14 protein-coding genes are annotated in these 22,389 nt (G+C 28.5%); all 14 read left to right on the top strand.

Annotated features, from left to right (window positions below):
* Positions 1–1,014: glycosyltransferase family 2 protein (locus ACZYT4_RS12890; RefSeq protein ID WP_463786451.1), on the top strand; the 1,014-nt coding region annotated here is incomplete at its 5' end.
* Positions 1,015–1,016: 2 nt separating this feature from the next.
* Complete coding sequence (locus ACZYT4_RS12885; protein WP_463786450.1) at positions 1,017–2,030, top strand: glycosyltransferase family 2 protein; 1,014 nt, start codon at positions 1,017–1,019, stop codon at positions 2,028–2,030.
* Positions 2,017–2,865, top strand: a complete 849-nt coding sequence (locus ACZYT4_RS12880) for an ABC transporter permease (RefSeq protein WP_463786447.1) — start codon at positions 2,017–2,019, stop codon at positions 2,863–2,865. The genes ACZYT4_RS12885 and ACZYT4_RS12880 overlap by 14 nt, the downstream gene beginning before the upstream one ends.
* A 10-nt stretch (positions 2,866–2,875) precedes the next feature.
* A complete protein-coding gene (locus tag ACZYT4_RS12875) occupies positions 2,876–4,159 on the top strand; it encodes an ABC transporter ATP-binding protein (protein WP_463786444.1) in 1,284 nt (427 codons plus the stop codon).
* Positions 4,156–5,055, top strand: a complete 900-nt coding sequence (locus tag ACZYT4_RS12870) for a glycosyltransferase family 2 protein (RefSeq protein WP_463786442.1) — start codon at positions 4,156–4,158, stop codon at positions 5,053–5,055. The genes ACZYT4_RS12875 and ACZYT4_RS12870 overlap by 4 nt, the downstream gene beginning before the upstream one ends.
* A gap of 1,188 nt (positions 5,056–6,243) precedes the next feature.
* Complete coding sequence (locus tag ACZYT4_RS12865; protein WP_463786440.1) at positions 6,244–7,014, top strand: glycosyltransferase family 32 protein; 771 nt, start codon at positions 6,244–6,246, stop codon at positions 7,012–7,014.
* A gap of 121 nt (positions 7,015–7,135) precedes the next feature.
* Positions 7,136–8,176: a glycosyltransferase family 2 protein gene (locus ACZYT4_RS12860; RefSeq protein ID WP_463786438.1), complete on the top strand. Its 1,041-nt coding sequence runs from the start codon at positions 7,136–7,138 to the stop codon at positions 8,174–8,176.
* Between the two features lie 57 nt (positions 8,177–8,233).
* Positions 8,234–9,244 (top strand): acyltransferase family protein, encoded by a 1,011-nt coding sequence (locus ACZYT4_RS12855; RefSeq protein ID WP_463786436.1) that lies wholly within the window; start codon positions 8,234–8,236, stop codon positions 9,242–9,244.
* A 137-nt stretch (positions 9,245–9,381) separates the two neighbouring features.
* On the top strand, positions 9,382–12,360 hold the full coding sequence (locus ACZYT4_RS12850; protein ID WP_463786432.1) for a hypothetical protein: 2,979 nt from the start codon (positions 9,382–9,384) through the stop codon (positions 12,358–12,360).
* 357 nt (positions 12,361–12,717) lie between these two features.
* Positions 12,718–15,372, top strand: a complete 2,655-nt coding sequence (locus tag ACZYT4_RS12845; RefSeq protein ID WP_463786430.1) for a glycoside hydrolase family 16 protein — start codon at positions 12,718–12,720, stop codon at positions 15,370–15,372.
* A 183-nt stretch (positions 15,373–15,555) separates the two neighbouring features.
* Positions 15,556–16,950: an LCP family protein gene (locus ACZYT4_RS12840; RefSeq protein WP_463786428.1), complete on the top strand. Its 1,395-nt coding sequence runs from the start codon at positions 15,556–15,558 to the stop codon at positions 16,948–16,950.
* Between the two features lie 38 nt (positions 16,951–16,988).
* Positions 16,989–17,786, top strand: coding sequence for an HAD-IIB family hydrolase (locus ACZYT4_RS12835; RefSeq protein WP_463786426.1), 798 nt, complete (start codon positions 16,989–16,991; stop codon positions 17,784–17,786).
* A gap of 120 nt (positions 17,787–17,906) precedes the next feature.
* Entirely contained in the window at positions 17,907–20,591 is a 2,685-nt protein-coding gene (locus tag ACZYT4_RS12830; RefSeq protein WP_463786424.1) for a pectinesterase family protein, read from the top strand.
* Between the two features lie 220 nt (positions 20,592–20,811).
* Positions 20,812–22,389, top strand: a 1,578-nt coding sequence (locus tag ACZYT4_RS12825) for a discoidin domain-containing protein (RefSeq protein WP_463786422.1), incomplete at its 3' end; no start/stop codon positions are given.

Here is a 22,389-nt window from a genome sequence, read left to right as displayed (position 1 = left end):
ATTAAATTGAAAGATAAGATATCAATTATAGTACCAATATATAATGTTGAGATATATTTAAGGAAATGCATTGATAGTATATTGAATCAAACTTACAAAAATATAGAATGTATTCTTGTGGATGATGGCTCTCCTGATTTGTGTCCGCAAATTTGTGATGAATATCAAAAAAAGGATTCTAGAGTTAGAGTGATTCATAAAAAAAATGGTGGATTGTCATCAGCACGTAATGCTGGTTTGAATATAGCAACTGGAGAGTATATAGGATTTGTCGATAGTGATGATTTTATTCACCCACAAATGTATGAAATACTTATGTATGCAATTAAAAAAGATAATTTAGGTATGGCTAGTTGTAGAATGAAATATGTTTATACATCTAGTGATGTGAATTTTTCTCACTATAATATTAAGGATGAAATTAAAAATTCAAAAATAATTACATGTGAAGAATTAATCGATAGTTATCCTTGGATGTATAAGAAATTATTTGTCACCGTTATGCCAAAACTTTATAAAAAGGAAGTATTTAATGATTTGAGGTTTTGTGAAGGTAAAATATATGAAGATAATATGATTTATTTTCCTGTTTTGTATAATTCAAAAAAATGTATTGAAACACCTTTAGAATTGTATTTTTATGTTCAAACTGACAATAGCATAATAAGAAGTAAGTTTTCAGAAAAAAATTTATGTGATATTGATGTGCAACTTGAATTTAGAAAATTTTTTAAAAATCATAATTTTTTTCGCCAAAAAGAAATGGCTGAACGAATATATTTGGATAAAGTTCTGTATTATACTTATTTGCTATTAAAAAAAGACAACAGAGATTACTTAATTTATTTGGAACCTTATCATAAAAAATTATTAGAGATAAAAGAAGAACTTTTAAAAAACAAGAAGATACATTTTTTTCAAAAGATGGCGTTAAAAACATTTTTTGTTTCTAAATGGATTTCAAAAGTTTTTTATATATTATTTGATAGATATGAAAGAAATTTGGAGGATTAATAATGAGTAATATTAATGTTTCTTTAATTGTTCCTATATATAATGCAGAACATTCTTTAGAAAAATGTCTTAGTAGTTTAGTGAATCTGAAATTCGAATTTTATAATATTATTCTCGTAAATGATGGATCTACTGATAATAGTGAAAAGATTTGTTTAAAATATAAAAAAAAATATAGGAATATTGAGTATTTTTTTAAGAAAAATGGAGGAGTATCTTCTGCTAGGAATTTTGGGATTAAGAAAGCTACTGGTAAGTATATCGGTTTTGTTGATAGTGATGACTATGTTTCGGAAACATATTTAAGTGATTTATATGATGAAACTGTAGACATGTCAATAGGAAGTTGTTATGATGTTGATATTAAAGGAAAAGTTTTAAAACTATCTAATGTTTATAAAAGTGGTAAATTTAGTAAAAAAGATATTAATTATATAAGGCTTTTTGAATCAGGGCTATTAGGAACATGCTGGGGAAAATTATTTTCAAAACGAGTAATTGATAATGTTAAATTTGATGAAGATTTATATGTAGGAGAAGATGGACTTTTTGTTAATGATTGCTATTGTAGATCATCTGTGATTAATTTAGTCGAAAAAGCAAATTACTTTTATGTAAAAGGAAATATGAATTCTTTATCAAATTGCAAGTCTCCTTTAGATTTGTTAGATATGAAGATGTATGCAAATGATAGGATAGTTGAAATTTTAAAAAAAGATAATCAAATTGATTCAGAAAGTATAAAATTTAAAAAAAATATTGGATATCGCAATTATGCTAATTGTTTTACATATGTTTTATTTAAGAAAACATGTTCATTTGTTGAAAAAGTAAGAATTCTAAAATACTTATACCAGAAAAGCTATTTTAGTTATTTTAGTAGTAATATAGATGATATAATGATTTATGAATCACCAAAATATAGAATGCTTATAAAGGAGAGAAGACCAGTATTTTTACTTATATATGTTGAATTAGCAAAAATGAAGAGGAGAATTTTTTATGGAAAAAAATAAGGAATGGACAACAATAATTACACCAAAAACAAAATTATTAGATCTAGATTTTAAAGAATTGTGGCAATATAAAGATTTAATAGTTATGTTTGTAAAAAGAGATTTTAAAACAATGTATAAACAAACGGTATTAGGACCGCTATGGGTTGTTATCAATCCTATGTTAACTACATTAATGTTCACAGTGGTGTTTGGTGGTATTGCTAATATATCTACAGATGGTATGCCACAGTTTGTTTTCTATATGGCAGGAAATACAGTATGGTCATATTTTTCAACATGTTTAACGAAAACAGCAAATACATTTATAAGTAATTCAGCAGTATTTGGAAAGGTATATTTTCCTAGGCTGGTATCACCTATCTCAACGGTGTTATCAGGATTAATTAATTTCTTTGTACAATTTGTTATGTTTATGGTTTTTGTCATATATTATGCAATGAATGAAAATGCAGTTCAACCTAACATATACATATTATTAACACCAATATTATTGTTATTGATTGCAATGCTTTCATTGGGATTTGGAATTATTATATCTTCACTTACGACTAAATATAGAGATCTTTCAATTTTAGTTACTTTTGGTGTTCAGTTATGGATGTATGCAACACCTGTTGTTTACCCTATTTCACAAATACCATTACATTGGAGAAATCTTATGTTATTGAATCCAATTGCACCAATTGTTGAAACTTTTCGATATGCTTTTTTAGGTAGTGGAACAATTCCATGGTTTTACTTAGGTATAAGTGTTATAACAACTATAGTTGTTTTGTTTATTGGTATTGTTTTATTTAATAAAGTTCAAAAAACATTTATGGATACTATTTAGGAGGATGCATATGGAAAGAGAGTTAGCTATAAAAATAGAGAATGTAAAAAAACAATATCGTTTAGGTGCTATAGGAGGAGGAACACTTCAAGGTGATTTACAAAGCTGGTGGGCTAAAGTAAGAGGTAAAGAAGATCCGAACTCAAAAATTGGTCAAAAAACATATTCTGGCAATGAAAGATTTTATGCATTGAATGGAATTAGTTTTGATGTTTATAAAGGAGAACGCTTAGGAATTATAGGAGGAAATGGTGCTGGAAAATCAACAACATTAAAATTGTTGTCAAGAGTGACAGCTCCGACAGAAGGAACAATTTATATTAATGGAAGAATATCAAGCATGTTGGAAGTTGGGACAGGATTTCATCCTGAACTAACTGGTAGAGAAAATATATATTTAAATGGTGCTATCTTAGGTATGTCTAAAGCAGAGGTTGATAGTAAGATTGAAGATATTATTGATTTTAGTGAATGTCGTCAATTTATTGATACACCAGTTAAAAGATACTCATCAGGAATGTATGTAAAGCTTGCATTTGCAGTAGCTGCTCATCTTGATTCAGAAATTTTGATTATGGATGAAGTACTTGCTGTTGGAGATATGGCATTTCAAAAGAAATGTATTAAGAAGATGAGTGAGGTTGCTGAAAACGAAGGTCGTACAGTTTTATATGTTAGTCATAATATGAATACAATTAGGCAATTATGCGATAGATGTATTGTTCTTGATCATGGAAGTGTAATATTTGATGGTAATGTTGAAAATGCAATAGCTATATATATGGATACATCAGATCAGTTAAAAAACTTTTATGATTATGCAGATATTAAACGTTCACCTAATGAAACTCGAAATTTGCAATTATTAAAACTAGTTACAACAAATCAATTAGGGAGTAAAGTTTATCAAGGCGAAGATTTTAATTGTATATTATATTGTAAAACTAATAAAAAAATACAAAATGTTGGAATTAGATTTGAAATATATTATTATGATGGAACTTTAATTGGAACAATGTTTTCTGATAAGTCTATAACTTCCGAGGCTAATAAAATGATAGATTTAAAAATAAAATTTTCTACAAAAAATTTTGCTACTGGCAAATACAGAGCAATTGGGTTAGCCTATGAGTATGATCAATACGGTAATCAAATTGGAGTGGATAGAGTTGATCCGGCTTTTGTATTTGAAATTATTCAGCGTGATGATTCTCTAGTATGGCTTCATCAGTATTGGGGAAATGTTAAATTTGATGATATAATTATTGAAGAAATGAGGTTTTCGGAATTATGAGAATAACAGTATTTACACCAACGTTTAATAGGGCATACATTATAGAGAAGTTATATCAATCATTAAAGAAACAAACATTTAGAGATTTTGAATGGATAGTTATTAATGATGGTTCCATTGATAATACTAATGAGCTTTTTAAAGAAATTATGATAGATTCTCATGATTTTTCTATTCGTTATTTTTCAGTACCAAATGGTGGAAAGCATAGAGCAATTAATTTAGGTGTAAATTTAGCACAAGGCGAGTTATTTTTTATTGTAGATTCTGATGATTACTTAACGGATAATGCATTAGAAATTATAGATAATATTGAAAAAGGTATCCCACAAGCAAAAAAAAATGAATTTGCTGGAATTTGTGGTTTAAGAGGATATGATGAAAAAAATTACATAGGAACTACATTTGAGAAAGAGAACCAAGATACACTTGATATAACTGTATTAGAAAGAGAAAAGTATAATATATCTGGTGATAAATCTGAAGTTTTTTATACAAGTATATTAAAAAAATATCCTTTTCCTGAATTTAAGAATGAAAAATTTGTAACAGAATGTGTTGTTTGGGATAAAATAGCTCATGATAATTATAAATTGAGATTTTTTAATGAAATAATATATATATGTAACTATTTACCAGATGGATTAACAGCAAATTATAAACAATCATTAATAAAATCTCCTAAGGGATATGCATTATATATTTATCAAAGCGATAAATATAAAAAGATAAAGGGTTTAGAAAAGTGGAAAACTTATTATTGTTATTATAATGAAGAAAGAGACAATCTTAATTATTTTCAAATGTCAAAATATTTACATATGAATTTTTTTAAATTTTATTTTAGAATTTTAGGAATGAAAATATTCTATACATTATATGATAAATATGAGTAAATATAATTTTAATTAGTGATATAACTAAAATATAGAACTATCTTTTCTTAAAGGATTCAGACTTCTTTTAATGATTTTTTAGATTTATAAATCAATCTTTCTTGACTGCACTAATACTTTTTAACGAATAAAGTTTTTGTTTTTAAGTGAGTTTTAGTGTTAATTGATTGTATTAAACTTTATAAAATACTGTTTATACGTACATAATACTTACTTATATTCAACCTTTACTATATTGAATATATAGTTTAGTGATATGAGAGTATATTTATCTTCTTTTTTATCATTAAGCTTGGATTCAATTTAAAAAATTTTATCATATATATTTATAATCTGATTTTCTAAGATACTTGGCTATGTAGATTAATCTTGTCTTTATGAATATGTTTTAGTTCCTATTGAGTTTCTATCAAAAGAAGTTATTTGCTTTGCAATGTTATGATGCAAACATTGAATTAAAAGAAATATATGAAATATTTTAATAGATGCATAATATGAATAGGCGAAGTCTAAAGACCTTGCCCCTTTCCAAACGCAGTGGGCACCTTTCAATACACTGCGCTTTCCACATTCAGTATCATTCATTGATGAATGTGATTATGCAATTGTAAAATGAATATCTCATGTTGTTATGGTCTGTTCTACACAGGAAAAAAAATAACATAGATGTAACCTCATTGAGGCATTTGGATTTCGTATAATCAACTGAATGCTGACATCCTTCGACATGTCCAAGCTATTACCCTTGGCATTTGGTTACTATGATGTCTCCGTTACCATGGCACAAAGATGTGCTTTAGATAATCCCGTAGTTTGCATTCCATATAGTGTCTCTGTGGTTAGGTACCTATTTCGTCTATTGACTTACTGATAGTAAGCTGTCAGCTACACCTGTCTGCATAATACCTTTCTTATATATTATGTATATAGCTGATATCAGGAGTGGAACCTGATAGTAATCTGGACCTATAGACTTAGGTTCAGCCAATCAAGGTTTTACCGTACACAGCCTAGCTTGCCAAGTCACTCGTTCATAGAACTAATCTTGGCTTTATCGACATGCTGTGGTCCCCGTTGGGATCCCCCTCAAGGCAAGTCGGTTACTTTACAATGTCTGACAGGAACATTGATTTCAAAAAGAAATATATATGAAACGCCTTCAACGGCGCACTGAAAGGAGAATATCAAATGTCAATTCCTAAAATTATCCATTATTGTTGGTTTGGTAGTAATGAAAAGTCTAAATTAATAAAAAAATGTATTAGAAGTTGGAAAAAATATTGTCCTGACTATGAAATAAAAGAATGGAATGAAAACAATTTTAACATAAATATTAATGATTATGTTAAAGAAGCTTATCAAGAAAAAAAATGGGCATTTGTAACTGATTATGCGAGATTGTGGATTGTATATAATTATGGAGGAATTTATTTAGATACAGATGTTGAATTGATTAAAAGTTTAAATAGTTTATTAGACAATAAATCATTTTTTGGATCCGAGGATAATCAATATATCGCTACAGGGTTAGGGTTTGGTGCAGAAAAAAAGAATGATTTGGTAAAGAAAATGATGGATGAATATGAGAATATTCATTTTATAAAAGAAGATGGTTCATATGATTTATTGCCTTGTCCACAAAGAAACACTTTGTCAGTTAAAGAATTATTATTGGCAAATAATTTTGATACAATCATTAAGAGTGAATATGGAACAATTTATCCAAAAGAATATTTTGCACCTTTAGATTTTCATACTAGAGAAATGAAAAAAACGAAAAATACATATTCTATACATTGGTTTGATGCATCTTGGTATGATACAGAACAAACAAAAGCATATAAAAAAAGAAATAAAAATCTACGAAAGGATTATTGGCTTCACATGCCTAATAGAATTTTAAGAAATATTATGGGTGAACACAGGTATATGAAACTTAAAAAATTTTTTAAAAAATAGATATTAATAAGAAGAAAAAATATTTATTATATTGAACATATATAAATTATACGATTTATTAAATAAGGAAAAATAATAAGTTATGATTACATCTTTTATATTTAATGATGGAGGAAGTTTTATGTCATTAGTTAGTATTATTATTCCTGTTTATAATAGAGAAAAATACATAGAAAAAACATTATTATCAGTGTTAAAGCAACCAAATTTTGATTATGAAATCATTATTATAAATGATGGTTCAACTGATAAAAGTTTACAAATTTGTGAGATGTATTCAAAACAGTATGATTGTATAAAAATTTATTCACAAGAGAACAAAGGTGTTTCAGCTGCAAGAAATTTAGGCATTAAAAAATCATCTGGTAAATATATAATGTTTCTAGATAGTGATAATTATTATGTTGATAATTTTTTTGATAATCAACTTGAAAGTGAATTAAAGAATGATTATGACTTATTAGCTTATTCTTCATATGTATCAAATATAAAAAGAAATAGATATGCAGTTGAACAAAGATTCAAAGATATGGTAATAAGTTGTTGTCAATGGACACCAACTGGACATTTTGGATCATGTATTTATTTAAAAGAAATGCTAATTAAAAATGATATATGGTTTGATGAAGGTATTAGGATAAATGAAGATCTAGCTTTTAAATTTAAAGCATTTCATTGTGCTAACAAAATAAGATTTTTATCTAAGTTTTGCCATATTTATAATAGTACAGCAAAATCCACATCAAAGCACTTAGGGTGTCAGTATGATTATGTTGATGTATGGTATAGAACATATGATTGGCTAAAAGATAGACCTTATCAACAAAACACTCAAGCATCAGTTCATTATGTAAGATTGAAAATGACTTCAAGAATGTTGTTATATGCGAAAACATATATACAAGTAGGACATAATCAAGAAGAATTAATAATAGAACTAAAATTAAGAAATGGATACGATATGTTAATGTCTATCAATGATCAACAAATTCTTCCGTACTTAAAGAAAGATTTATATTTATTTCAAAATGATATGAAAGCATTTATATCTAAGGCTAGAAAAGAAGGAAGTATTATTAAAATAGGTAGAGTTTTATTGCATATTCCTTTAGTAAGGTATTTAAAGGACAAAAAGCAATATAATTTAAATCAAATTTATTAATCGTTCTATTATTCATATATAGTATGAAATTTGTAAGTGGGAAAGGTGAATATTTTGATGAAAGAACTAACAAAAGATGAATCAAAAATACTTAAAGGTATAGCAATATTATTTATGATTGGCTTACATTTATACAATACACTTGATTATGAAAATTTATATCAGCCACTTTTATATATTGGAGATAAACCATTAATCTATTATATTTCTTTTTTGTTTGACGCATGTGTACCTATTTATTGCTTTTGTAGTGGTTATGCAATGTATTTAAAACAATCGATTTATATTAAGGATAATATAAAAAGAATATTTAAATTTGTAAAAAGGTATTGGATAGTATTAGTTTTAACTTGTATAGTAGGAATTATTCTTCATAATCCTTCTATACCAGATAATGTTTTAACTTTTATTGGAAATCTAACTCTTGTTAATATATCATATGTTGGAGCATGGTGGTTTGTACAAACATATGTTTTGTTAATTTTGCTAACTCCATTTATTATAAAGATGATAAATAAGTATGAAAAAATAACACTATTAGTTGTTTTTGTGATATATTTTATAGCTTTTTATTTTAGAATTATGGATCCTATGAAATCTCATATATTTATATTAGATGTAATCATAAATGTTTTAGTTTTATTAGGTACGTCTTTATTTCCATTTGTTGTTGGAATGTATTTTTATAAAAATTTAATTATATCAAAGCTTCGTACTCAATTTGGGTACAATAATATTATTGCTGGTTTGATTATAATTATTTGTATCTTATTGCATATATTCATAAAAAATATGATTATTGCACCTTTTATAGCAATCATATTTATACTAGGCTTTTCTTTGATACATTTTCATCCAATTATTAGAAAAATATTACTTTATTTTGGTAATCATTCAACGAATTTGTGGTTAGTACATATGCAATACTATATGATATTTACACCAACTGTTGTATTTTATACACATACAGTTATTGGATGTTTGGTTATTTTATTAGGAATGTGTATTATTACATCATATCTCATTAATTTTTTAGAAAATGTATTATTTAAGTATTTAATCCATTAAGAGAGTTAGAATATATATTATCATTTTACAATATCTTAATTGTATCTTTATTTTTATAAGCAAGAATAAATAAAAAAAGTCTCCTATAATAAATACGTCCAAAAAATACAGGATAAATTTGTTGGGAGGAAAAGATTGTGAAAAAAGTGAAAGTAAAGAAAATTGCTTCGGGTATGCTTGTCACAACAATGATGATAACTTCACAAGTAGGAGGAGTATATGCATTAGAAAATACGACAACTCTTGATCATCAAAATCAAGTTCAACAGATTGTGACACCATTATCAAATAGTTTAGTCACTGTTAATGGTGGGAATTTATCATCACAGGGTTACGAGTCATTTGCCCAGGCAATGCAAGCTATTGAAGATGATGAAGGACAAGATTATACAATTGTATTAAATGATGATGTCAAATTAGAGGCAAACGAAGGAACAAATAAAGTTCGTTTGGCACATAAGAATATTGTCATTAATGGAAATGGACATAAGTTAACACAACCAGTGACTTCAAGAAATTATATTTATACTTATGGTGATTTGACATTGGAGAATGTCCAATTAGATATGAAAAAAACATATCTTGATGTTTACGGTGAAGGTGTAACTATTGAAGTAAAAGGTAATGTAAGTGGAACTTTAGAATTGATTCGTGATGAATCTAATGATGAAAGTTCTAAGACGAATCAGATTATTGTTCATGCACCTATAAAGAAATCAACAATTGGTTCTATTAATGGAAATGGAAAAAATGGAACAACACAAATTATTTTAAAAGGATATGGATCAAAGACAACACCAGCCATTAAAAATAATTATCCTGGTGTAGGATCAAGTAGTGATGGATCAAAACCAGCTGCATTTATTTTAGATAATTCATATATTGTTGCAGAGTCTGCTTTCAATTGGGGTAATCTTTATCTGGAAGGAGAAAGTGGAATCTCAATAACAGGAACATTGCAATATGCCACAATTCCAAACTATTATGTAGCAGATAATGCGAAAGCAACACTTTTTGTTAAAAAGTTTGTGGGTGGATTTGGATGTTTAAAAGTGAGTGGCGAAGTCACAGGACAAACTGAAATTCATGTTAGTGGAAATACAATGCCCCAAATTGGTGATGTTTTAGTTCAGGCACCAAATGGAAAAGATGATTCATTTGTTTTAGTTGGTGTTCCTGGAATGGAACTTGTACGTCAGGATAATGGTAACTATGAAGTTGCAAAAGCAAAACCAATTGTTTCTATCAGTAGTGAAACATTGAATGAAAGCTTTACATCTATAGATGAGGCTATTGCAGCCATTCAGACAGCTGTTGAAGCTGGGTCAACAGAAACTTACACAATTCATTTATTAAAAGATGTGACATTGACTGAAAATCTTGTTTTGCCAAATACAGCTATCATTCTTGATGGAAATAATCATGTTTTAGATGCAACTGAAAATGTTGAAAAAATTGATGTAACGAAATCATTGGTTATGAGAAATATGCAACTTTCTTTAGAAAATTCAACACTTCATTATGCACCAATCTCTGGAACAAAAGATCGTGTTATTGAATTAGAAAATACAGTGACAGGACATGTCAAAGAAATATTAGATGATTCTCAAAAAGGATATCTGGATATTAAATTATATAATACTGTTCAGGTTGATAAAGTCATTGGAACAAGTCGAACAAGTGGTAGTCGTTTAACTGATTTATATCTAACAAATTATGGAACAGAAGAGCAACCATTTGATATTTCACAGATGGTAGAAAATATGGCCGCTGTAGAATTGAATCAAAGTTATATTTCTGTATCTGGAGATGCAACAAATTTAGGAGTTATAAGAACTGATAGTGTCAATACAACAGCTGGAATTGTTGTGAGTGATGATGCGACAATTAATAAATTATCTATTGGTGAAAATCCAAAGTTTAAAGTTATCGTAGAAGCTGATAAGGTATTAACAATTCAAGAAAAATCAGGACTTGATAATAGCTATATTCCTTTGCAGCTTAACGGAACTTTAACTGATGGACAACTCGTTATTCAATATCAAGGTAAAGAAGATAGCAATATGGAAAATATGTTTGATTTTCATGATGAAAATGCTAAGCTCTATTATGAACAATCTACAAAAACATATAAAATTAGCTTACCTGCCGATATAAAAATAAATGCTGATCAATCAATTGGTGATAATTCAATTTATAGTCAAATTGCACTTGATATTCAAGATAATCAAGGTATTGATGATATCATCATCAATGGTCAACAATATGATATCAATAGTGAAAAACTATTATCTATTTCTTCATTAGATGAACAATGGTCTTTCCAAAATGGTCAAAATGTTATTGAAGTTTATGATGTCACAGGATTAAAATCAACTTATTCATTTATTTTAGATCAAACATTACCTACAATCATTGTTCAAGAAAGTGTTGGACAAGATAATCATTATAGCCAAGTCTCTTTTGAAATGAAAGATAATCATGGTCTTGATTATATTGTTGTGAATGGACAGCAATATGATTTAGAAGGAGCAACATCATTTGTTTTATCTTCTTCTCAACAACAATGGAATATAAAAGAAGGAGAAAATGTTATTGAAGTGTATGATTTAGCTAAGAATCATAGTACTTATCAATTTATCTATGATACAACAGCTCCAGAAGTTACATATGAAATCAATGATCAACAAGTGATTATTCATGCTCAAGAAGAAATAACTTTCAATCAAGATGGATGGACACAAGTAGATAATTACACTTGGGCTAAGACTCTAGCTCAAGAAACTCAAATTGATCTTGTTGTTACTGATTTAGCTGGAAATCAATCAAATCTTCATATTGATATTCCACAAAATAACGTAGATCAACCAACAGATGATAATCAAAATCCAGATGACAATAACAATACTTCTGATAATCAACCTATTGAAAAGCCATCTGTAGAAGTTGTACCTGATAATGTAGATCAAAATAAGAATCAACAAACACAAACGAATGAAACACAAACAAATGTACAAACTGGTGATTCATCATTATTATCTTTATATGCATCATTAGGATTGATATCATTATCATCATTTATCTATTTGAATAGAAAATCTTTAAGAAAACATTAGGAAATATAAATTGTAAGATTAAAAGCTGTATTTATACGTTTATATAACGTTATAAATACAGCTTTTTTTAATTTTATATTTATTTTCTATCATCACTAAAAATTTAGTAAAAAAATTAAGATGTTTATTATTAAAAATATGAAAAAACACCTAAAATAATAAGAAATATGTATAAAAAAGTTAAATAAATATAAAAAAATGAGTAAAAATTTACTAAAATTATTTACAAATATTGTAAAACTCATTATAATGAAAGCGTATTCGTTGGATTGCTTGTTTATGTGATATTTAAGTCAGCATAATAATATCGACTCAATCAAAATCAACTGATACTACTTTAAAGAAAGGAATGATAAAATGAGAGGAAAAGTATTAAAGATTGCATTATCTTTAACAACGTCTTTTAGCTTGTTAGGTGCTAACTTTGCTTCAACTTTAGCAGCAACACAAGCAACAACTGGATTAGATACTGAATATGACATGTTGGAATTGGAAAGAACTAAACCTGGTGATAATTTACTTACAAACAGTAGTTTTGAAAATAATGGCGCAGGTTGGAGAAAAACAGGAGATGGTCAGTTTACAAATTATCCAGGGTGTGCAGCAACTGGTGAATATTGTGGATTATTACCAACTAATTCTGCCAATGCTTCTGTTTATCAGATTGTCAAATTGAAAGCTCATACAGATTATCGAGTAACTGCAAAGATGCAATTTGGTGCAGAAGGTTCTGAAGCTTATGTTGCTATTAAGACAACAACAGTTGAGAATTTAGATCCTGCAATTCAAACAACGGTGAAATGTGAAGCTGGAGAAGCTTGGCAATACAAAGATGTTGTATTTGAATTTAATAGTGGTGAAAATACAGAAGTTTCATTAGCATTCTTAAAATGGACAGAAGATACTTCAAGTTCTATATATAAATCACAAGTGTATATTGATGATGTGACATTAACTGAAGTGAATGCAGGAACAGTTGAACCAGAAGATGAAGTTTATGATGTCATCTGGAAAGATGAATTTGATGGACAAACTGGAGATGTGGATTCTAATGGTCTTAATACTGATGACTGGGGATATGAATTAGGATGTGTTAGAGGTGTTGAACAACAACATTACACAAAGGATAAAGAAAATGTTCATGTTACTGATGGTAAATTAGTATTAGAAGTTACTGATCGTGAAAAGGAATATCAATATCAAAATCCTAGAGGTGATAGACAAGTTATTTATAATTCTGGAAGTGTAAGAACTCATGGGAAACAGGAATTCTTATATGGACGTATTGAAATTTTAGCAAAACTTCCTGAAGGTCAAGCAACATTCCCTGCATTTTGGACTTTAGGTTCTGATTTTACTTTAGATGGTTCTATCAATGGAGAACAAGGTGATGGATGGCCAGTTTCTGGTGAAATTGATATTATGGAATCAATTGGTAATCCAAATGTAGTCTATCAAACTTTGCATTATGCTCAAACTGTTGGAGATGATAATGGAAAGTATGCTGGAAATGGTAAAACAACATCTATTACTACAGAAGGCGTTCAAATCGATGGAGAAACATATCACGTTTTTGGAATTAACTGGTCTGAAAATAAAATGGAATGGTATATTGATGATCAAATTGTAAGAACAGTAGATTATAGTGATGATCCTACTGCTCAAGCAGCTCTTAATAGACCTCAATATATTCAGTTAAATTTTGCAACTGGTGGAAATTGGCCAGGAGATGCTGGAACTAATTTAGCTGGACAACAGTTTAAAATTGAATATGTATATTATGCACAAAACCAAGAACAAAAAGAAGCTGCCGCAAAATATTATGCTGATACAGTTTCTGTTGAAGCTGATGATGTGACAATTTATCAAGGAGACATTCCTGATTTATTAGAAAATGTAACATTAAAAGCTGGTTCTGCTAATGTAGATTCTTCTCAATATACAATTGATTATTCTATTGATAATGAACATATGTTTACAACAAATCCTGTTTTAACAGATGGTTCAACATCTAATGATACAAATCAAACAAAAGTTGAATGTTTAGTTAATAGTGTTGAAAATAAAGATAAAATAGCGAATTTAGCACCTGGTGAATATAACATTCATTATTCAGCAATGCATGATACAAAACCATCAGTGCGTAAAACTGTTAAATTAACTGTTAAAGAACGTACTTTCCCAAGTGATTACGATTTAAATGGTATTATTGGTGAAAAATTAAGTACTATTGTATTGCCAGAAGGATGGTCTTGGGTCAATCCTGATACAGTCATAACAAATGAAACTGGTGAATATGAAGTTCAATTTGTTAATGGAACATATTCTCAAAAAGCAACTGTAACAGTTCATGCTGTTAAAGAAGCTGACAAAACAATATTAGAAGATAAACTTGACATTGCAGCTTTAGAATTAGATAAAGTTGATACTTATACAAAAGCTTCTAGAAAAGCATTGGAAACTGCAATCGCTTCTGCAAGAGTTGTCTTTGCTAATGTTAATGCAACAGATGAAGAAGTTGCTACAGCTGTATTAAGTTTAAATAATGCTATTGCTCAATTAGAAACTTATGTGGAAGATAAAGAAGTTAATGATTTAATGGCTGAAAGTGAAACAATTTTAGGAAATAAAGATAAATATACTCAAGAATCATTAGACCAATTATCAAATGTTTTATCTGATTTAAAAGCTGCTGTTGAATCTGGTGATAAAGAACTCATTCAATCTGCTTATGCAAAAGTTGATCAGGCTATTCAGAATTTAAAAGAATTAACTGAAAAACCTTCAGAAGAAACACCAGAAAATACACCAAATCAATCACAAGATCAACAAAATAATCAAATAACAGGAACAGAAAAACCTGTTGGAAATAATAATGCAAATAATGATAGTCAAACTTCAAGTACTACAGTAGTTAAGACAAATGATCAAACAGCACTGTTACCAATAGTATGTATGTTGGGTGTATCAATAGTTGGAATTGTATTATTAAAAAGACGTAATAATTATTAATATAAAATGATCAATAGCTGATAAATCATTTCATTTTGAGATGCCATGAATTTGGCATCTTTTTCACTTTTATCTTTTTATAAAGAAGATACTTATTATATGTATGATAGAATTAGTTTAAATTGAAAAATATTTACAATAAAGATACAATAAGAGTATACTATTGATTTGGAGGGAGTTTTTATGAAGACTATATTCAAAGATTTAAGAACTTATTTTATGATACTATTAGGAATCTCGGTTATATGGTTTATATATCAAATGATTAGATATCCTGTACTACCAATGAAGTATTTGATTATCGTTTTGATTATTATTCTTTTGTTAGTTGTATTACTTGTTTTAAGTCAATATAAAACAAAGAAAAATATTTTAAAAATAATAGGAAAAGTGGGTATTGTTATATTAAGTATTATTTTATTGCTTGTAAATTATACTTATTCAAGAACTGTTGATTTATTTTCAGATATTGTGATGAGTGAAGATACTGATGTTGTATCTGTTGTTGTAAAAAAAGAAAGTACTTATCAACATATCGAAGATTTAAAAGGAAAAACTTTTGCTCAATTAGAGACAAGTGATGATTTTATCAATCAAACTATTGAACAGATTGAAAAAGACAATGATGAGACATTAAATTTAAAAGAGTACAATGGTGTTAATGCATTAGTCAATGCTTTATATGATAAACAAATAGATGCAATGATTATAAATGAATCATATCGTTCAACAATAGAAGAATCATATGAAACATTTACTGATGATACAAGGGTCATTTATTCAAAGACATATCAAACAAAAGTTGATGATACAACAGATAAAGATGTGACTCAAGATACATTTAGTATTTTTATTAGTGGTATTGATACATATGGAAGTATAAGTACAAAATCTAGATCAGATGTGAACATGATTGTTACAGTGAATCCACAAACAAAGAATATTCTGTTGACAAGTATACCTAGAGACTACTATGTTCCTTTTGAAGTTTTAAACGGTAGTAGAGATAAATTAACTCATTCAGGATTATATGGTGTCAATGAAACAAAAAATAATGTAGCTAATTATTTTGGGATAGATATTGATTATTATGTGCGTGTCAACTTTACAAGTGTAGTAGATATTGTTGATGCTATTGGAGGTATTAATGTTGATAATCCACGTGCATTCAATGATTTTGAAGCAGGAAATATTCATTTGAATGGTGAACAGGCATTAGCGTTTTCAAGAGAAAGATATGCATTCAAAGAAGGAGATAGAGAACGTGGTAGAAATCAAATGCGTGTTATAACAGGTATTATTCAAAAGGTTATGTCTCCGTCAATCATTACAAATTATATGAGTTTACTTGATTCACTTCATTCATCATTCCAAACTAATTTAACAGATGAACAAATCATAAGTTTAATTCGTATGCAAATTAATGATATGAGTAGTTGGAATATTGAAAGTATAAGTGTTGATGGAACTGGGGACTATTTGTATTCGCCAATTTATGGTTCTGAACTTTATATGATGTTACCAGATGATAATACTGTAACAACAGCCAAAGAAAAAATAAATGCATTATATGAGTAAAATGGGAGTATTCTCATTGATATAAAGAGGTTCAATTTTTGAAGACTGTTATTACTGATTTAGATGGAACTTTGTTGATTGATGGAAAACTGCCGGAAAAAGCGGTTCATGTCTTAAAAGAGTTTCAAAAGAAGAATCGTCTTGTTTTAGCAACAGGTCGTAATAATCAGCATGTTCAAGATATTTGTCAACAATTAGAGATGGCTAAATACCAAACAGGAGCACTAATACTTTTAAATGGTTTATCATTTTATGATTATCAAGATAACGAATTTTTGCAATTTCATTTATTAACTTCAAAAGATGTTAAAAAAATTATACGTATTGCATATTTATTATTTTTTAGAATCACTGTTGTAACAAAAAATGAGAGAATTCAACTCAATTGTTTATATGATCGTATCTATTATTTGCTGAGGTATTTAATTAAACATAAACCAATGATTTCATTTCCTAAACAAATACTTCCAAATGAAGTTGAAAAGATTGAATTGGGTGGAAGTATTTATTTAGATTTTTTCTATAAAATATTAAAAAAGTTTTTATCATCTTATGAAGTGGTAAAAGTCAGTCAATATTGGATTGAAATTTTGCCTAAAGGCACAAATAAGGTTAATATGGTTCAGTATCTGGTTAATAAATATCAGATTTCATTAGATGATTTATATGTATTTGGAGATGGAGAAAATGATGCTGAAATGCTAAAATTTGCTATAAAGAGTTATGCACCTCAAAATGCATTAGATAAGGCTAAAATATCAGCAAAGAATATTTGTTTATCTTGTCATGATTTAGGTGTTATTCAAATTATAAAAACTTTATTAAAGTACGATTGATAACCTTTCGTACTTTTTTTAATTTTGTGATTTTTATCTGAAGAATATGTAAAAAATATTGTATGCGCTTTCTTTCAATGTTAAAATATTTTTATACAAAATGAAAGGGGTGTCATAAAGATGACAAAAAGAATTCTATCTGTATTAACGGTAGTAGTTCTTGTTTTTGGATTAGTAGGGCTTTCCATTAATACAGAGGCATTAGAGAATAAAACTTGGATAACAAATTCATCGACTGCAGGAATACCTACAGTTGAAAGAGTGGAGGAAGAATGGGAAGGTATTAAAATTAATGCATTAAATGGGAAATTCTCTCCTAGAACTACTGATACTCAAGTTAATGCAGGAACAATTTTAACAATTCCTGTAGCTGCTAATGAAAATGGAGCGAATTTGATTTTCCATTTATCTGGAGGATCAGCATCTTTAAGTGTCAATGGTCAACCATATGATTCTGAAGGCTCACAACAAGTCAATATTCCTTTAGAAGCTTCAGGAGATATGGAAGTGAGTGTGAATTTTGTTTCACAAGCTTATATTTCATCTATTGAATTGAAATATTTAGAACCTGAAAAAGAATTTCCTGGAACACCAGGAGATATTGAAGCAAAGGATAGAGATTATACATTTGAATCAAGTGAATTATTAAAGGATGAATCAGGAGTAGCTGTTGTAAATGCGAATCTTGAAGGTAAAAGAGGAAGCTTTGATGATATTCTTGTTGATGCGACAAATGGAAAATTTAATGTGCAAACTGATCGATCAAGAGTTGTTATAAATGCAGGAACTATTCTTTATATTCCTGTCACAAATGATACAGAAGGTGTTTCTTTGATGATTGCAGGAACAATTGATGGAAGTACACCTGGATCTATCACAATTGATGGTCAAATTGCAAAGACAAATGAAAAAATATCGCTTTCAGTACAAGATTTACGTTATGTGACAGTCGGTTTTGAAGCTCAAACATATGTTAGTACAATTTCTATTGATTATGAAAGTGATACTGGTTATGGTGTACCAGAAGTGAGTGCTTTAGATAAGGCGTGGGACTTTACTGGAACATCTGTTGTGGAAAGACCAGACTTACAGTCAACTAAAGGTGAGTTTGATGGTATTCAAATTGATGCATTAGCTGGAAAATTTTCACCTAGAGAAACAGATACACAAATTAATGGGGGAACTGTTCTTTATATTCCAGTTGCTGCTGATCAGCAGATAGCAATCACAGTGACAGGTAATAATTATAACAATCTCCAATTAACGTTCAACAAAGAAGAAATAAGTGTCGGTGTAGAAACATTTATATCAGTAGATGAACCGACATATATTCCATTAACTTTTAATGGAGAGGGAAGTTGTTATTTAACAGGAATTTCTGTTGATTATAGTTTAGATAATGAATCAGTGAGTCAAACTGTTCGTGTTGGTGCAAGTTCTCTTGCAAAATATAAAACAATACAAAGTGCATTAGATAATGAAACATCTAATGCAAAAACACCACTTATTATTGAATTAGAAGATGGAATCTACAATGAAAAAGTGACTATCGATGAATCTTATGTAACATTGAAATCAATAAGTGGAAATCCGGAATCTGTCATTATTCAATCTGATTATTATTCATCTAATACATTTGATGATGAGGGAAACTTTGTTCCTCAGGATGATAAAGATGTTGGAACGGATCAAAGTGGTACAGTGTTATTAACATCAAAAGCTACAAATTTTACAGCATATAATATAACTTTTAAAAACAGTTATAATATAGATAAATTTGTTGATAAAGATCAACAAACACCTGCAGTAGCTTTCTGTTCAAATGCTGATAAAGTCTATTTAAATAATTGCCAAATTATTGGACGTCAAGATACACTTTATGTTAAAGGATCAGGAAATAGAGTTTATCTTAAAGATTGCTATATTGAAGGAACAGTAGACTTTGTATTTGGAAATGCTAATGCTTTCTTTGATAACTGTACATTGCATATGGCGTATTTTAACGGAAAAAATAATGGATACTATACTGCACCAAATACAAATGATGGTGACCAAGGCTTGGTTTTCTATCAATGTGATTTAACTGCTGATTCAAGAGTGAAAGAAGTCAGTTTAGGAAGACCATGGCAAAATGAATGTTATACTGAATCAATCCGAGTTAATGGATCAAATGTTGTGACATATGTTGATCCAGAAAGAAAAAATCCTAATTATGAAAATATTTCTTCTGCATCTATGTTTATAGATTCTCATATGACAAGCCAGATTCAAAATGAACGTTGGAATGAATGGACAAGAAAAAATGATGAAGGTGAAACAGTGAGTGTCACTTATATAGACACAGTGAGATTTAGTGAATTCAATAGTCAGGATGAAAATGGACAACTTTTAAATCCTACTGATTACAATGTTGTCTTAGGAACAATGGAAACTGGAGATAGTCAAACTAAATTAGCAGAAGTATTATCAGCTATGAGAATAGGTGATGGATTAGGTGAGTGGTTACCAGATCTTTCAGCAAATATTCCTGAACCTGATAATCCTGATCCAGATGACCCAGTTATAACGCCTCCAGGAGAGGTTACTGATCCAGGAACAGGAACAACACCTTCAAAAGAACCTGATATTACAGTTGTTCCTGATGATACACAGGAAAGTAAAGATCAATCAACAGTTTCATCTACACAAGTTCACAATACCTCAGTACAAACAGACGATACTACACAAATAGGAATCTATGTTGTTATTGGAATCATCGCTTTAGTTGGTATTGTATTTGTAGGAAAAAAAGTTAAGAAGAATTAATGTGTGAAAAAGAAGTTTAATGGAATGATTAAACTTCTTTTTTTCTTTTTTAGCAAAAAAAGTAAGCGCTTTAATTTAAAAGGTGATATAATAGAGTTAGGTAATATCTTTGATGAAATATAATGTTGGATTAATGAAAAAAATAAACAATGGAGGTGAAAAAACAATTTTAAAATTATATTTTTACGTTTTTTATAGTGAAAAAGGAGGATATCATAAAATGAGACAAAAAATGAAATTATTAACAGCGTTTTCTTTGACTTTAGTCATGTTGCTAGGTTCAATCATTCCAACAAGTGCAAATGAAAAAATCAACTTTGCTCTTAATAAACCAGCAGCAGCAAGTTATTCTTATTCAGGTATGGGACCAGAGAAAGCTTTTGATGATAATTTAGAAACAAGGTGGTCTACAGAACCAAACGGAAGTAATCAATGGCTAAGAGTTGATTTAGAACAAGAACAAACATTTGATGAATTTGTTATTGCAAATGAAGCAAGTAATGCTCAAAAAATAAAAAAATTTAAAATTGAAGGATCTAATGATGATAAAAACTATGAAATTATATATGATTCTGTTATTAACAATGAAGGATTTGATTTAGTGAATACAATTACCTTAAATCAATCAGTTACTTATCGTTATGTGAAAATAACAATAGAATCACTCATTGATGGAGCTTATCCAAGTATTTCTTTAAGAGAATTTGAAATATTAGGTAACAAAGAAATTAATGAAGTTGATAAATCAGAACTTCAAAAAGTTTATGATGAATATAAAGGCTTTGTTCCTCAATATATGGATAATTCTTCATATATGCAAAAGTACACAGCTGCTGTAACAAACGCTGAAACGATACTTGCTGATGAAATGGCTACTGAAATGGAGGTAGAACGTGCAATAAACAACTTGAGTAATAGATATTGGTTTGTTTCAATGCAAGATAGAGTTTATCATTATAGTCCAACAAGAAATAATTTTGATTATAGTTTGTATGAAACAGAATCCATTATCCCATTGTTTGCGTTATATAAAAAAGGTAATAATTATAGTGCAAATGCAACATCTGTAGAAAATACTGAAGCATTTAAAAATATATGTTCATCATTTGATAAAGTCACACAAGAATTAGTTTTAGACACAGGAAAAACTGGTGTATCTGTTGGTTTAAATGGTGAAGAATCATCAGTTTATGCGAAGAAGAAACAAGGAAGTTTTACAATTACCGAAACAATCATAACAAATGAAGATGGTAAGAAATCTTTACAATTAAATATTTCATTTGAGAATACAGGAATTAATCCGATATCTGGTTTAGAAGCTCAAGAATTAACTTTAGCAGATTTGAGAAATATGAAATTTAGGTTACATTATTATTCATATGATCAAAAACAAGCAGCTACAGTATTTATTACAGATTATATGACAGACGATAATCAGCCAAATAAAGTATATGAAGGAAGTATTAATGTTGATGAAATATTAGATACAGTTTATAGAAAAGAAGGGGATTACCCAGGATTATACTATGTAGAAATGTATAGTGGTAGTAATAAGCTTTATTCATTAGGATATTTTAGAACTTCTAACTATGCTGTAGATAGCTCACAATTAGAAACTTATATTGAAAAGATCGAAAGTATTGATAAAAATCTTTATACTGAAGAATCATATAAACATATAACAAATGCTTTAGAAGAAGCTAAAACGATATTGCAAAATTATTTAACAACTCAAGATGAAATAGACAATGCTTTAAAAGAATTAATTAGTGTTTATGAGTCATTAGAATACAAAGAC

The organism is Massilimicrobiota sp. mt181 (genome assembly GCF_055420065.1).
The sequence above is the reverse complement of the archived record's forward strand: the minus strand, read 5'-3'. Positions and strand labels throughout refer to the sequence as shown.